Here is a 14,075-nt window from a genome sequence, read left to right as displayed (position 1 = left end):
AAATCAAAAAGCGGCCCTATTGGCCGCTTTTTTGTGTTTGCTGTTTACCTCTTTGCATTTGGCTCCCAGCACTCGCATTCGGCATTCCGTCCTCCCAATTAAGTAACCTGCACCATCAGCCGTGGCTTGGGGTCACCTCTGCTTTAAGGATGCCATCAAGGGCGGCGACCTCGACCATGGCGCGGGTGAGGGCGGCAAGCTCTGCGCTGCTGATGCAATAAGGCGGCATTACGTAAATCAGTCGTCCAAAGGGGCGCACCCAAACGCCGCGCGCGGCGAAGGCGTGCATGGCAAAGGCTGTATCGATGCTGCCAGCCATTTCAATGACCCCAACGGCGCCAAGCACCCGCACATCAACAACCTGAGGCAATGCACTGGCATCATCAAGCCCACGCTTAAGCTCAGCTTCAATACGGGATACCTGCGCTTGCCAGTCACCTTTTGCAAAAAGCTCAAGGCTGGCACTTGCGGCGGCGCAGGCAAGCGGATTGGCCATAAAGGTCGGGCCATGCATAAATACGCCGGCGGGTGAATCGCCAATCCCCGCGGCCACTTCGTCGCTGCACAGGGTTGCGGCAAGGCTTAACATGCCGCCGGTGAGCGCTTTACCAAGGCAGAGCAGATCCGGCGTGATGCCGGCATGCTCACACGCAAAGGCTTTGCCGGTGCGGCCAAAACCTGTGGCAATTTCATCGGCTATCAACAGCACCTGATATTGGTCGCAAAGGGCGCGCAGCGCCCTTAAGTAGTCCGGGCTGTAAAACCTGAGGCCGCCAGCGCCCTGTAAAATAGGCTCAATGATAACGGCGGCGATGCTGTCGTGCTCGCGCTCAAGCAGAGTCTTAAGCTCGCGGATGTCATCGTCGCAAAACGGTCGGTCAAAACCAGCCCTTGGCGCCGAGGCAAACAGCTGCTTTGCCACCAGATGGCCAAACATGCCGTGCATGCCGGCATTGGGATCACACACACTCATGGCGGCAAAAGTATCGCCATGGTAGCCACCAAGGACGGTAAGGAGCTTGTGTTTGCCTGCCTTGCCGCGCCCTTGCCAATACTGGATGGCCATTTTGATGGCGACTTCCACCGCCACTGAACCTGAATCGGCAAAAAACACCCTGGATAAACCTGCAGGCGTCAGTTTGAGCAGCGCTTTGCCAAGGTCGATGGCAGCCTCGTGGGTCAGACCACCAAACATCACGTGGCTTAGCTGCGCTGCTTGCTTCTGCACTGCAGCAACCAGCGCTTGATGGCTGTAGCCGTGGATGGCCGACCACCAGGATGAAGTGCCATCAATCAGCTCGCGGCCGTCATCGAGACGCAGGCGGCAGCCCGAGGCTGAGGTTACCCCCAGCACCGGCAAGGGATTGGTCATGGAGGTATAGGGGTGCCAAAGATGCTGGCGGTCGAATTCAAGATCCATGGTTATTTCGCGCTCAAAAATTAATCAGCAGTAAACCCTGCACACTGGTTGGCGTTGACAGTGTAAGGGGCAAGGTTATCCTAGCCAACAGAAAAAGACCAAATCAGGGTAGTAGCATGTCGACCTTTACCGTTCGTCACAATTGGAGCCGTCAGGAAGTCGAGGCACTGTTTGCCTTGCCAATGAATGATTTGCTGTTTCGTGCCCACAGCATACACCGCGAGGTGTTCGATCCCAACGAAGTGCAGATCAGCCGTTTGCTGTCGATTAAAACCGGCGCCTGTCCCGAAGATTGCAAATATTGCCCGCAAAGTGCCCGCTACGATACCGGCCTTGAAAAAGAGCGCCTGCTGGAAATCGAAAAGGTGCTGACCGAGGCCCGCGCCGCCAAAGCCGCTGGCGCGACCCGTTTCTGCATGGGCGCCGCCTGGCGTAATCCCCATGAGCGCGACATGCCGTATCTCACTGATATGGTGAAAGAAGTTAAATCCCTTGGCCTTGAAACCTGCATGACCCTTGGCATGCTTTCGGCTCATCAGGCAAGCCAGCTTGCGGATGCGGGGCTCGATTACTACAACCACAACCTCGATACCTCGCCGGAATACTATGGCGATATCATCACCACGCGCACCTATCAGGACCGGCTCGATACCCTGTCAAACGTGCGCGCGGCGGGGATGAAAGTCTGCTCCGGCGGTATTGTCGGCATGGGCGAGCAGGCCACAGACCGCGCCGGTTTGCTGCAGCAGCTCGCCAATCTTGAGCAGCATCCGGACTCAGTGCCCATTAACATGCTGGTGAAAGTAGCAGGCACGCCGCTTGATAAGCTTGACGACCTCGACCCGCTCGAATTTGTGCGCACCATTGCGGTGGCCCGTATTTTGATGCCGCGCTCGCGGGTGCGCCTGTCGGCTGGCCGCGAAAACATGAGCGATGAGCTGCAGGCCATGTGTTTCTTTGCCGGTGCCAACTCGATTTTCTATGGCTGCAAACTGCTGACCACCGCCAACCCGAAAGAAAACGATGATATGAACCTGTTCCGCCGGTTGGGGCTTAACGCCGAGCAGGGTAAAGCGGCAACCGTTGAAGAAGATGCCGCGCTGGTGGCCAAGGCCGGTCAGAGTGCAAATATTGCCTCTGAGGCTGGTGGCAAGTCGCTGTTTTACAACGCGGCCAATTGAGTACGACTTTGAGCGCGTCTATGAGTGCGGCTGTGGGTGTGTCTGTGAATGCGTCTGTAAATGACACAGGAAATCGGCTGCTCACTCGGCTGCGACAAGAACGCGCTGAGGCCGAGTCTCTGGGCCTCTGGCGACAGCGGCGGCTCTTTGACGCGCAGCTTGTGGATTTTTCCAGCAATGATTATCTGGGTCTTGCCCGCGACCCGCGCCTCACTGAAGCACTTGCCGAGGGAGCACGCCGCTTTGGGGTCGGCAGCCGCGCATCGCCTTTGGTGAGCGGTTATCACGATGCGCATCTGCTACTCGAGCAGGCGCTTTGCGCCGCCACAGGCCATGAAGCGGCGCTGCTTTTTTGCTCGGGCTTTGCCGCCAATCTTGCGCTGTGCCACGGCCTTTTTAACGACACAGATGCCCTGGTGGCCGATAAGTTTATCCACGCCTCCATGATAGATGGCGTTAAGGCCTCGGGCGCGACGCTGCGCCGATATCCCCATTGCAGTCTGGAAGGCGCCGCGCGTCTGCTTGAGCGCTTTCCCGGTACTGCGCTGTTAACCGAAAGCATTTTCAGTATGGATGGCGACCTTGCGCCGCTTTCATCCCTTGCAGCGCTTTGCCGCGCCAATAACAGCCTGCTGATTGTGGATGACGCCCACGGCTTTGGCATTATTGGTGAAAATGGCATGGGCGCTAGCCGCTTGGCGCTGGATTCGTCAGCTGAGTGCGGTGTAAACGGGGATACAGGCACTGGCTCAAAACCAGCAGGGCAGGTATTGCCAGCCTTGCAGGTCATCACCTTTGGTAAGGCAATGGGCTGTCAGGGTGCGGCCATTTTAGGCAGTCAGGAGCTGATTGAGCATCTGGTTGCCCGCGCACGCCACTATATCTATTCAACCGCGCTGTCACCGGCCCAGGCCCATGTGGCCAAGGTTGCGATTGAGTGCATCCAAGCGGGCGCTGAGCGTGAGCGTTTGCTAAGCAATATCCGTTATTTCACCGGGCGCGCCGCTAAGCTTAATCTGCCTCTTTTGGACGCCGGGCAACCAGGCATTGCCAATAGCCCCATTCAGCTTTTGCCGATTGCGAGCAATGCGCTCTGCCTTGATGCAGGTAACATACTTAAATCAAAAGGCTTTTTGGTTGGTGCTATCCGGCCGCCAACTGTGCCAAGCCCGCGGCTTCGCATTACCTTAAGTGCCTGCCACAGCAAAGATGAGATAGATGCGCTGCTGCAATCGCTGACGACATTGCCGGGTATTGTCGCTGATTTACCTGATCCGCGCGGGGATGCAGCCGATGGCGCCTGAGCTTGATTATGGTTTGGCATCTTCGGTCGATGTCGCTTCTGATGTGGCGGGGCAGGTGCCTTGCATTCGTAAACCGAACAATCAAAAGCCAAGCATTCAAAAGCCAAGCATTCAGGAAGATGTGGCAACGCATTTTTCCCGCGCGGCAGACTACACAAACCATGATGTGTTGCAGCGCTTGACCGCGGCCAAGCTTAAGTCGATGGCGCGCCTTCAGGGAACCGTGCTTGATGTCGGCGCAGGGCCTGGCACAGCGTTTGATGGCGTTGCGCCCTCGTCGGTTATCGCCGTGGACATTGCCTTTGGCATGTGTGAGCGCTTAAAGGCGCGCTTTTCAGACGCCCACGTGCTTTGCGCCGACGCAACCCGCTTACCCCTTGCCGATGGCAGTATCGACAGCGCCTATTCCAACCTTGCGCTTCAGTGGTGTCAGCCTTTTTCTGCGGCCATTGACGAGCTGGCCCGGGTGATACGCCCCGGCGGCGAGGTGGCGGCTGCGCTGGTGTGCGATGGCTCCTTGCCGGAGCTTGAAGCGCTCGGCTTTTCGGTTAATCATTTTATGACGGCGCAAGTGGCACAAGCGGCCTTTTCAGCAAAGGATTGGCAGCACCTCGATGTGCGGCTTGTCACCGAAACCCTGCATTTTGACAATCTGCGTGCGCTTATCTATTCCATCAAGGGTGTGGGCGCCAATGCCAGACGCGATGCCGGCAGCGCCGGTAAGCTTCGTGGCCGCAACGATTGGCTCATGCGTGAAGCGCAGGCAGAGCGCACACGCACGGCCGCAGGGCTGCCGCTCAGTTATCAAATCCTCTATGTGGTCGCCAGGCGGCGAAAGGAGAGCTGATGATCCATTTTGTGACCGGAACCGATACCGACTGCGGTAAAACCCTGGTGTCGGCTGCCATGCTGGTGGCGGCGCGCAGCCTGCCGGGATGCCGCTCAACCCTGGGGGTTAAACCCGTGGCCTCGGGCTGCCATATGACGCCTGACGGGCTTCGCAATGGCGACGCCGAGATCCTGATGGCCCACGCCAGCCGCGAGCTCGATTATCAGCGAATCAATCCGATTGCCTTTGAGCCGGCGATTGCGCCGCACATCGCCGCCCGTGAGGCCGGGGTGGATATCAGCCCCGAAGCGATTATGGCCAAACTCGATTGGACCAGCATAGCGCGCAGTGATTTTTGCCTGATTGAAGGTGCCGGCGGCTGGCGTTTGCCGCTTGGCGATGGCCGCTTTATGCCAGAGCTTGTCAAAGCACTGGATTTACCGGTGATTTTGGTGGTGGGGATGAAACTTGGCTGCCTGAATCATGCGCTGCTGACCCAGGAGGCTATTCAGGCCGATGGCATACGGCTCGCAGGCTGGGTTGCCAATCGGGTCGACCCGAATATGGCCCATTATCAGGACAATCTGGAAACCTTGAAAGAGCTGATGAGTGCGCCGTTTTTAGGGGCAGTGCCGTATCTGCCAAGTAAAGCGCCCAAGGAAGCCGCCGCCTTTTTGGACCTGAGTCTGCTTGGCGCTTAGCTTAATTATGCCGGCAGCCCCAAAGTAAAACGAAAAAGAAGAAAAGAAAAAGGTCGCCGGGGCGACCTTTTTCGTGGGTGGCGCTAATTACAGCAGGTGGCTTAAGTCGGCGCCGGCGGCAATGGGCTCTTTTTGCACACTGCCTTTAAAGAAGTAGCCTTCTTTATCACCCTGCAGCGTCAGGCTGCTGCCTTCACGGTAAAGGGCGGTGCCTTCCTGGATACCGACAATGGGTGTCAGCGGGTCAACCAGGGTGAACTCCAGCAGGCGCTGGGCGCGGGTTTCGCCGTTGTGGCCCGGCGCCTGATAGTCGGTGTAGTGCGGGTTTAACTGAAACGGCACCAGTCCAAGCGCGGTGAAAGAGGGCGGCTCGATAATCGGCATGTCGTTGGTGGTGCGGATGGACAATCCGGCAATGTTGGAGCCTGCTGACCAGCCCACGTAGGGCTTACCGGCTTCAACCTGCTCGCGAATGGTAAACAGCAGATCGTAACGATACAGCTCATGCAGCAAATGAAAGGTGTTGCCGCCGCCAACCATAATGCCATCGGCGTCGCGTACGGCCTGACGCGGATCGGCATGTTCATGGATACCACTGATATGGATATTGAGTGCTTTCAACCCCTCACGCACCTTTTCAAGGTAGGCATCGTAGCCGAGGCTGATGCCGGCATAGGGGATAAATACCCAGTTGCGGGCGGTTTCGGTCAGCGGCTTGATAAAGGGCAGGGTGTGTTCGAGGTAGGGCGTGTCGCCCACGCGGGAGGCGCTCAGCAGCAGTGCTTTGATGGTCATGAAAAAATCCTGATTAAGGCTCGTTATTATCGTGATAAAGGTATCGCTTTATGGGGCCATGTTAACAAAGTTCGCCGCCAAGAAACACCGCTGCTGCTAAAGCGTATGCTGTCACCTAATGGGTGGAATTTATTAAGATTCGCTTAATATAAGCCACATAGACTCCGCAGATAAGGATAAAAGCAGGGGGCGCTTTATTTGCAGCTGTCCCCTTGAAAAATCAAATTCAGGACATATTTTGTCTTAGAAGCGAATGTATGGGCGTCGTGCCCGCTGAAGGAGCTGAAATGAAACGTGTATTTCTTTTCCTGTTGACCAACATGGCCGTGCTGGTGGTTGCGTCGATAGTGATGTCCCTGTTGGGTGTCAATACCAAGACCATGGGTGGCCTGCTGGTATTCGCCGCCATTTTCGGTTTCGGTGGCGCCTTCTTCTCACTCGCCATTTCCAAGTGGATGGCGAAAAAGTCCATGGGCTGTGAAGTTATCACTACCCCACGGGATGCCACTGAAAAATGGCTGATTGATACTGTGGCCCGCCAGGCGCAGCAGGCCGGTATCAAAATGCCGGAAGTGGCGATTTATAACTCGCCTGAAATGAACGCCTTTGCCACCGGCCCGAGCAAAAACAACTCGTTGGTAGCGGTGAGCACCGGCTTGCTCTACGGCATGACCCAGGATGAAGTGGAAGGCGTGCTTGCCCACGAAGTCAGCCACGTTGCCAACGGTGACATGGTGACCCTGACCCTTATTCAGGGCGTGGTGAACACCTTTGTGATTTTTGCTGCCCGCGTGGTTGCCGGTATTATCAGCAACTTTGTTTCCAGCAACGATGAAGAAGGCGAAGGCCTTGGCACGCTGGCCTACATGGCGGTGGTGATTGTGCTTGAGATCCTGTTCGGGATCCTCGCCTCTGTGATTGTGGCGTACTTCTCCCGCATCCGTGAATACCGCGCCGACGAAGGCGGTGCCAAGCTCGCCGGCCGTGCCAAGATGGTTGCCGCCCTTGAGCGTCTGCGTAACGGCCCTGAAACCGGTGCTATGCCCGCGCAAATGGCGGCCTTCGGGATCAGCGGCAAGCGTTCCATCACTGAGCTGTTGATGAGCCACCCGCCGCTCGAAAAGCGTATCGCGGCTCTGCGTGCTCAGTAATCTGCGCTTTAGCTGACAATCAACACAATGGAAAAGAGGCCTTCGGGCCTCTTTTTTACGTTCAGCGCTTCAGTTTCAGTGCTTTGTTTCATTTGACGAAACAGCTTTTTCGGTTATGTTAATTATTCGGGTTGGCGTATTGAAATTGTGTAAAAGTCCATTTCGGGCAGTCGGTTACATGATTCAGCGCACATTTTGTCCCGGCCCGTGTTGTTAAACTGGGCACAGGTTGAATGGGCCACAGTGGCCAAATCGATTTAACTGAAGCATGTCGTGATAAGACTCAGACGGCTTGATGGGAGTCACCGCAACAAGAACTCCCACGGCAGTCTCATTTGGAGGATACCATTGTGACCAAGACTCTTTTGAGTGCAATTTTCGGTGCTGCGTTTGCAGCCCTTGCCATGGCTCCGACTGCCTTTGCCGGCGATCAGACCCTGGCTGAATTCCACGTTGAAAACGGTGGCTGTGACTCTTGCCACCAGGGCGAAACCCCATCAGCTGACGGCGCCTATGAATTTGAGCAGTGCCAGAGCTGTCACGGCACCCTGGCTGAGATGGACGCTGTGCACAAGCCACACGATGGCAATCTGGTGTGCGCCGACTGTCACGCACCGCACGACAACAATGTCGGCCAGAAGCCTACCTGTGAAAGCTGCCACGACGATGGCCGCACTGCAGAATCAGCGCTGAAGAAATAACTGACTATCCAATGAAAAACGCCGGCAATTGCCGGCGTTTTTTTATCTTCGCGATTTTGTGATTGGTGTCGTCACCGCTCGTTCAATTGCTCTGTCAATCGATGCATCAACAGCTGTCGCAACCGCTATATAAACGGCTATTGCCGCCGAAAAATCGCCTCTGACGCAAGATAAGCCAGAGGCGCTGCCACTTATTTATCGCTGTCTGCCGGTGCACTGCCAAGCCATTTTCTGCCGGAGAACATGGCCGAAATCAGCCCGGGCTGGCGGCGGTTCTCGGCGTAAATCACCGCGGCGATGTGAGCTGCAATAATCAGCCACAGTAAATACACCGCATAAACGTGGATTTCGCCTGCGAGCGACTTGAGCGGTTTGATGCTGTCCAGCTTTTCGCTGTCGACATAGGTGTCATCATAGGGCTTGATGGCTGCAGCATCGGCGCCGTCTTTGACAATTGCCGCCTGAATACTGCTGCCAAAGGGCGGGTAGTAGATATCGGTACCGGCGCGGTAAAGCCCGGTTAAGGCAATCAGCAGCATCAACACCAGCATGGCGCCAATGGCGAGTTTACCCTTGGGATTGTGACCCAGATATTGGGGTGACTCGCCCCTTGCAATCCGCGCTTTATAGTCTTTAAGCGCCGTCAGGGTCGATGGTCCGGGCAGCATGGAGCCAAGGCTGCCGTGGTTTTTGGCAAACAGACCATAAACGAGTCGCAGCGCCAGATTGGCAATAAACAGATAGCCGACGACCACGTGGGCGGTCTTGAGCCCTATCTTGGCCTCGTTGCCGCTGATCCCAAGCTCTGGTTTAAACAGCATCACCAGCCCAAGAAAACTGAGCACCAATACCAAAAGCAGATTCAGCCAATGAAACAGCCTCACCGGCAGCGGCCAGACCTGATATTCCGTTAGTGTTTTGATTTCAGATGTCATTTCGATTCCCCCAATCGATGGATGTTCAGCCTATATTAGGCGCCTTTTTCATTCCTGCTAAGTGAATTTCCGTTTATCGCGCTGGTTTTCAGGCGCATTTCTTAATCCTTTAGGGGGGGAGGCATCAGTAAATTAGCGCTATCAGGGGGGCGTCTATTAATACCGACTGGGGACGCTATGCGATAAAAGTGTTTGCATAATGAGCGTCAACAGATTGACGGTGTCAAACATGATGAACAACGGATTAATGCGAATTGCCCTCGGATGGGCGCTGCTCTCGCCTTTAGCGTTTGCCGGGCAGGATCTCAGCGACTGGGATGAACTGGCGCAGGGCGCCAATCAGGCAACTGTGGTGCAGCAGGGGGATTTTCTGTCGGCCAATGCCAGTCAGCTGGGTCAGGCAAATCAGCTCAGGCTCTTGCAGGATGGCCTTGGCAGTGAGGCCAATATTCAGCAGCTGGGGCAGGGCAATGACATCAGCCTGCTGCAACAGGGGCAATATCTCGAGGCCAGTTTGCTGCAATCCGGCAGCTTTAACAAAATCGCCGCCAATCAACAGGGCTTTGGTCATCAGCTCGATATCGGGCAATACGGCCAGAACAACCTTGCCGTTATCCAGCAACTGGGCAACGACAACCAAATTTGGATCCAGCAGTTCGGATCTGATAACGCAGTAAGTGTGACTCAGTGGGGTCAGGGACAACACACAGTTGTGACTCAGGGTCGCTAACTCAACCCAAGGAAAGGAAATACCGATGAAAAAGTCAAAAATCGCGCTGATTGTTGCCGCAACCCTGTTCGCTGGCTCTGCCATGGCCGCAAGCTCAGGTAACAACGCTGACGTCCAGCAAACTGGCTCTACCAACAATGCGCTGGTAACTCAGGTGGCATTCAGCAACGACAATAATGCCGAAATTACCCAAACCGGTAATGGAAACGAAGCGAGCACCACCCAGGCCCGTACCAGCAACACTCAGGCAAAGACTACCCAGGTTGGTAACAACAACAAGGGTACCATTGTCCAACGTGATGCCACGTCCACCTCCACTGCGACCATCGATACCCGTGGTGACTCCAACACCGCAACCATCACCCAAAAGTTCTTCAACCAGCAGTCTGCTGCGGCGGCCATTAATCAGGATGGCAACAGCAACACCGCCACAGTGACCCAGAACAACGCCGACAATGCCAATTCGACCATCAATCAGAATGGCAGCGGCGACCTGGCTGAAATCGACAATTATGCTTCTGATTTTGCCGATGCCACCATAAACCAGTCTATTGGTGGTGGTAACGATGCCAAGATCTCTCAGATTTACTCTGATTCCGTTAGCGCGACTCTGACCCAAGAGGGCAGCGGCAACCTTGGCCGTATCACTCAGGATACTGACAACTTTGGCAATACCCCCGGCAGTGACGATTCTGTTGCCACCCTGACTCAGGTCGGCAATGGCAACAACGGTGCCATCACTCAAAAGGCAAAGCATAACAATGCGTCAGCGGTACAAACCGGTGATGACAACATTGTCACTGTGCTGCAGGAAGGTGAAGGCAACAATGCCGCGACCGAGCAGACCGGCGATTTCAACCGCGCTGATGTCACTCAGTCTGGCACAGGTGCCACCGCCGGCGTTCGTCAGACCGGTGACAGCAACCAGGCTACCGTTAGCCAGGGCGGCGATGCCAACAACGCCGATGTTGAGCAAAACGGCAACAGCCACATGGCCACAGTGACCCAGGATGGCAGCAGCAACACCGCTAAAGTGCTGCAAAATGGCACCGGTAACGAAGCCATGGTCAATCAAGGGGCTGCCGGCAACAACGCCGATGTGAACCAGGGCGGCAGTGGTAACTATGCCAGTGTTGACCAGTCAGCCGGCACCGGCACCGGTGGCAATGATGCCAATGTCTCTCAGCAAGGTCAGAATGACCGCGCTACCGTGGCTCAGGTTGGCACCACCAACAGCACCGTAGTGCGTCAGGGTGCAAACAGCCACGACAACACTATCAGTATCAATCAAAGCGGTACCGACAACTACGCCGGCGCGGCAACCCAGCTTGGTGGCAACAGCACCATCACCATCGATCAGGAAGGTGACCGTAACCGTGTCGCCAACAGCCCTTACGCCAGCAACTACTACGGCTCTGACATTGGTGCCGGCACTTACGGCGCCAATAACTCGCTGAAAATCGCTCAGACCGGTGATGATAACCAAGCCTATGCCGATGCTTCACACGACAGCTCTTCTGTTGATATCGTGCAGACCGGTGAGTTTAACGTCGCGGCCGTTGAGTCCTGGCTTGGTCAGAACAACGACCTGGACGTGAAGCAGGTTGGCGACCATCATCTTGCTGATGTGTACGTGCGCGGCGGCTCAAACAACGTTGTGACAGTTACCCAATATGACAGTCATAACAGCGCGACTGTTACCAGTTTGGGCTCAAACAACATGGCGATTGTGAACCAGGGCACACCTTCGTCTAATTGATATGTAACCAAAAAAGGGTGCTTCGGCACCCTTTTGGGTTTGGCAGAATAATTGACGGTAAATAGCTTGGAAAGGGGTAGATACTGTCGTTTGTTTGGTGTAAGTTGTCCTTGTTCTGCTTGCGGATTATGGTGGAACAACACGAATTTACCCAGATTTAACACGGAGGTTGAGCGTTATGTTCAAGATTATTCATTGGATGGTAGTATCTCGTTCGCATTTATTGGGTGATTTGCTGGATTGCCGTTGGCCACAGGAGTTTTTGGTGAAACTCACCAAAGCTGCCCCTGAGGAAATGAGCAATAAACTGCATTTGAGTCAGGTTTCTCTGGTGGTGATAGATTTGGCGTCGGTTGATTTGCAAAAGGCATATCAGCTGCAAAAGCATGTTGAAAGGGAATATTCATCCATCAAGGTCGTCTTCATCCACTTTCCTCGCCAAACTGATGCCAAGTTCCTTATCAACCCCTCCGTCACCGCCGGTGTATTCTTTTTCGACGCCAGCCTTGCCGACGTGGGAGAGGGCCTTGGTGAAATTCTTAAAGGGCGTAATCAAATCCCCGCGCAGCTGCTGCGCAATGCCAACGGCGATGAATACGAAGAAGACAGCGACAAGCTGACCATTCGTGAGCGTGAAGTGTTGCAGGCCCTGTTGTCAGGCAGCACCAACCTCGATATCGCCAACCGCTTGTTTGTCAGTGAAAGCACCATCAAGACCCACCTTTACCGTGCATTTCGTAAGATAGGTGTTTCCAGCCGTGGTCAGGCCATTGCCTGGGCACAGACACACCTGCACGAGGTTCATGTGTGAAACGGCATCTGCTGTGGGCGCTGCTGCTGTGCGGCGGTGCTCTGGCGTCGGATGAGGGCATTATCCTGCCCTCTGTTGTCGCCGAAGGGCAGGCTACCAGCGATGCAAAACCCCGCACTGAATCGGATCTGATAGATGGACTTATCCTTAATCGCGCCATGACCCGCATGGGTCATCGTTTTTACCGTGAGTTTGTCAGCGCGTGGCGTGATATAGGAGGCACTGGCGAGCATGCAGGCCTGACGGTGGTCGAGCAGGCAACGGCCCGCAGCGGCAGTAAAATACTGGTGCTGCACAACCGTAAACCTGTGTTTTCGACCGTGGTGTCACCGGTCAGCAGGCAGATTGATGCACAGGCAGAGGCCGCCGCCAAACGGGTTGATGAGCTGCTCAGGCAGCAAAAGCAGCAATCCGCGTGGCAGGTGATGGCGGAACCGGATTTGGCCGCCGATGAGTTTTAGACAGGGAATGTATCATGAAAATTTGGCTGATAGCCGGACTGCTTTGCTGTGGTTCGGCGGGGGCGACACAACTGGTGTACACCCCGGTAAATCCTGCCTTTGGGGGTAACGCCCTCAACGGCTCCTACCTTCTGGGCAATGCCTCCGCCCAGAATGAACACAAATCAAGCTCAGGCTATACGCCGCCATCGGCGCTTGACCGACTGGCAGGCTCCCTCGAAGCGCGGCTGATGAGCCAGCTTTTTAACGACGCAGCCAACGGCGGCGAAGGTTATCTCAGCACCAAGGACTTTAATATTCAGGTGGTTAACGAAGACGGCGTGCTGTTGGTGCATATCACCGACAAGGCATCCGGCGAAACCACTGTGATTGAAGTCGGCGGCCTTGGAGGAGATGACTGATGTTACGGCTCAGCGCATTAATCGGCCTGTTGCTGCTTGGCGGCTGCGCCACCTCCCTCGATGAAGCGCCCACCGGCCAGGCAAGCAGCCTGATGCCCCGTGGCAGCTCCTATTACGATTTGCAGGGATTGCCAACCCCCGCTGGCCCGATGTTCGCCGCCGTGTATGATTTTCGCGATCAAACCGGCCAGTACAAACCCATTCCGGCAAGTAACTTCTCTACGGCAGTGCCCCAAAGTGGCACGGCTTTTCTGGCAAAGGCTCTAAACGATTCGCGCTGGTTTATTCCGGTCGAACGTGAGGGCCTGCAGAATTTGCTGACCGAGCGCAAAATTGTCCGCGCCGCGTTGGGTGGTGATGGCAGCAAACTGCCGCAGCTGTCCAGCGCCCAAATTCTGATGGAAGGCGGCATAGTGGCCTACGACACCAACATCAAAACCGGCGGCGCCGGCGCCCGTTATCTGGGCATTGGTGCATCGGGGCAGTACCGGGTCGACAGTGTCACTGTGAATCTGCGCGCAGTGGATATTCGCACCGGCCGCTTACTCTCCAGTGTTACCACCACCAAGTCGGTGTTATCGCAGGAAATTACCGCAGGCGTGTTCAAGTTTATTGAGGCGCAAAAACTGCTTGAAGCCGAAGCCGGGATCACCACCAACGAGCCGGTCAGCCTGTGTGTGGCGGCTGCCATCGAAAGCGCTGTGGTGCATCTGATTGCCGATGGGATCTGGAAGGGCTCCTGGGCGCTTGCCAATCCCAAGGATGATGTAAACAATCCGGTGCTGCAAAAATACTGGCTGGAAGCCTTCCCCGAGGCGGCCGTGTATCCGGCGAAAGAAGATAAAAGCTGAGCGCAGTAGGGCACTTAGCAGCAAAAAAGGCGCCTTGGGCGCCTT

15 protein-coding genes are annotated in these 14,075 nt (G+C 55.5%); 12 read left to right on the top strand and 3 right to left on the bottom strand.

Annotation, left to right across the window (positions count from 1 at the left end; translation table 11 throughout):
• Positions 1-115: 115 nt before the first annotated feature.
• Positions 116-1,420, bottom strand: a complete 1,305-nt coding sequence (gene bioA / locus KJI95_RS00260) for an adenosylmethionine--8-amino-7-oxononanoate transaminase (RefSeq protein ID WP_214505178.1) — start codon at positions 1,418-1,420, stop codon at positions 116-118.
• Positions 1,421-1,536: 116 nt separating this feature from the next.
• Between bioA and bioB the strand changes: the two genes are divergently transcribed.
• The 4 genes from bioB to bioD all read left to right on the top strand — a co-directional run bounded on the left by bioB (position 1,537) and on the right by bioD (position 5,435).
• A complete protein-coding gene (gene bioB, locus KJI95_RS00255; RefSeq protein ID WP_214505177.1) occupies positions 1,537-2,601 on the top strand; it encodes a biotin synthase BioB in 1,065 nt (354 codons plus the stop codon).
• A 161-nt stretch (positions 2,602-2,762) separates the two neighbouring features.
• Positions 2,763-3,905: an aminotransferase class I/II-fold pyridoxal phosphate-dependent enzyme gene (locus KJI95_RS00250; RefSeq protein ID WP_349356689.1), complete on the top strand. Its 1,143-nt coding sequence runs from the start codon at positions 2,763-2,765 to the stop codon at positions 3,903-3,905.
• On the top strand, positions 3,895-4,752 hold the full coding sequence (locus tag KJI95_RS00245) for a methyltransferase domain-containing protein (RefSeq protein ID WP_214505175.1): 858 nt from the start codon (positions 3,895-3,897) through the stop codon (positions 4,750-4,752). The genes KJI95_RS00250 and KJI95_RS00245 overlap by 11 nt, the downstream gene beginning before the upstream one ends.
• 2 nt (positions 4,753-4,754) lie before the next feature.
• Complete coding sequence (gene bioD, locus KJI95_RS00240) at positions 4,755-5,435, top strand: dethiobiotin synthase (protein ID WP_214506142.1); 681 nt, start codon at positions 4,755-4,757, stop codon at positions 5,433-5,435.
• An 87-nt stretch (positions 5,436-5,522) separates the two neighbouring features.
• Here bioD and pepE read toward each other — a convergent pair whose 3' ends face one another.
• Complete coding sequence (pepE, locus tag KJI95_RS00235; RefSeq protein WP_214505174.1) at positions 5,523-6,230, bottom strand: dipeptidase PepE; 708 nt, start codon at positions 6,228-6,230, stop codon at positions 5,523-5,525.
• 287 nt (positions 6,231-6,517) lie between these two features.
• Here pepE and htpX point away from each other — a divergent pair, with 287 nt between their 5' ends.
• Positions 6,518-7,381: a protease HtpX gene (htpX, locus tag KJI95_RS00230; RefSeq protein ID WP_214505173.1), complete on the top strand. Its 864-nt coding sequence runs from the start codon at positions 6,518-6,520 to the stop codon at positions 7,379-7,381.
• A gap of 350 nt (positions 7,382-7,731) precedes the next feature.
• Complete coding sequence (gene cctA / locus KJI95_RS00225; protein WP_214505172.1) at positions 7,732-8,082, top strand: tetraheme c-type cytochrome CctA; 351 nt, start codon at positions 7,732-7,734, stop codon at positions 8,080-8,082.
• Between the two features lie 191 nt (positions 8,083-8,273).
• On the opposite strand, the gene KJI95_RS00220 is transcribed toward cctA, so the two are convergent.
• On the bottom strand, positions 8,274-9,017 hold the full coding sequence (locus KJI95_RS00220; protein WP_214505171.1) for a cytochrome b/b6 domain-containing protein: 744 nt from the start codon (positions 9,015-9,017) through the stop codon (positions 8,274-8,276).
• Between the two features lie 229 nt (positions 9,018-9,246).
• On the opposite strand from KJI95_RS00220, the gene KJI95_RS00215 reads away from it, so the two are divergent.
• The 6 genes from KJI95_RS00215 to KJI95_RS00190 all read left to right on the top strand — a co-directional run bounded on the left by KJI95_RS00215 (position 9,247) and on the right by KJI95_RS00190 (position 14,030).
• Complete coding sequence (locus KJI95_RS00215) at positions 9,247-9,747, top strand: curlin (RefSeq protein WP_214505170.1); 501 nt, start codon at positions 9,247-9,249, stop codon at positions 9,745-9,747.
• A gap of 25 nt (positions 9,748-9,772) precedes the next feature.
• A complete protein-coding gene (locus tag KJI95_RS00210; RefSeq protein WP_214505169.1) occupies positions 9,773-11,506 on the top strand; it encodes a beta strand repeat-containing protein in 1,734 nt (577 codons plus the stop codon).
• 178 nt (positions 11,507-11,684) lie between these two features.
• Positions 11,685-12,317, top strand: a complete 633-nt coding sequence (locus tag KJI95_RS00205; RefSeq protein ID WP_214505168.1) for a LuxR C-terminal-related transcriptional regulator — start codon at positions 11,685-11,687, stop codon at positions 12,315-12,317.
• Complete coding sequence (locus tag KJI95_RS00200; RefSeq protein ID WP_349356688.1) at positions 12,314-12,778, top strand: curli production assembly/transport protein CsgE; 465 nt, start codon at positions 12,314-12,316, stop codon at positions 12,776-12,778. The genes KJI95_RS00205 and KJI95_RS00200 overlap by 4 nt, the downstream gene beginning before the upstream one ends.
• Positions 12,779-12,792: 14 nt before the next feature.
• Complete coding sequence (locus KJI95_RS00195) at positions 12,793-13,179, top strand: curli assembly protein CsgF (protein WP_214505167.1); 387 nt, start codon at positions 12,793-12,795, stop codon at positions 13,177-13,179.
• On the top strand, positions 13,179-14,030 hold the full coding sequence (locus KJI95_RS00190) for a CsgG/HfaB family protein (RefSeq protein WP_214505166.1): 852 nt from the start codon (positions 13,179-13,181) through the stop codon (positions 14,028-14,030). The genes KJI95_RS00195 and KJI95_RS00190 overlap by 1 nt, the downstream gene beginning before the upstream one ends.
• The last annotated feature ends 45 nt before the right edge of the window (positions 14,031-14,075 follow it).

The sequence above is a fragment of the Shewanella jiangmenensis genome (assembly GCF_018596335.1).
Taxonomy (GTDB): domain Bacteria; phylum Pseudomonadota; class Gammaproteobacteria; order Enterobacterales; family Shewanellaceae; genus Shewanella; species Shewanella jiangmenensis.
This window is presented reverse-complemented; position numbering and strand designations above follow the sequence as displayed.

Excerpts from the sequence above, each read along its gene's own strand:
- bioA (WP_214505178.1), bottom strand. The coding sequence starts at position 1,420 with ATGGATCTTGAATTCGACCGCCAGCATCTTTGGCACCCCTATACCTCC.
- KJI95_RS00245 (WP_214505175.1), top strand. The coding sequence starts at position 3,895 with ATGGCGCCTGAGCTTGATTATGGTTTGGCATCTTCGGTCGATGTCGCT.
- KJI95_RS00215 (WP_214505170.1), top strand. The coding sequence starts at position 9,247 with ATGATGAACAACGGATTAATGCGAATTGCCCTCGGATGGGCGCTGCTC.
- htpX (WP_214505173.1), top strand. The coding sequence starts at position 6,518 with ATGAAACGTGTATTTCTTTTCCTGTTGACCAACATGGCCGTGCTGGTG.
- bioB (WP_214505177.1), top strand. The coding sequence starts at position 1,537 with ATGTCGACCTTTACCGTTCGTCACAATTGGAGCCGTCAGGAAGTCGAG.
- pepE (WP_214505174.1), bottom strand. The coding sequence starts at position 6,230 with ATGACCATCAAAGCACTGCTGCTGAGCGCCTCCCGCGTGGGCGACACG.
- KJI95_RS00195 (WP_214505167.1), top strand. The coding sequence starts at position 12,793 with ATGAAAATTTGGCTGATAGCCGGACTGCTTTGCTGTGGTTCGGCGGGG.
- KJI95_RS00220 (WP_214505171.1), bottom strand. The coding sequence starts at position 9,017 with ATGACATCTGAAATCAAAACACTAACGGAATATCAGGTCTGGCCGCTG.
- KJI95_RS00190 (WP_214505166.1), top strand. The coding sequence starts at position 13,179 with ATGTTACGGCTCAGCGCATTAATCGGCCTGTTGCTGCTTGGCGGCTGC.
- KJI95_RS00205 (WP_214505168.1), top strand. The coding sequence starts at position 11,685 with ATGTTCAAGATTATTCATTGGATGGTAGTATCTCGTTCGCATTTATTG.
- KJI95_RS00210 (WP_214505169.1), top strand. The coding sequence starts at position 9,773 with ATGAAAAAGTCAAAAATCGCGCTGATTGTTGCCGCAACCCTGTTCGCT.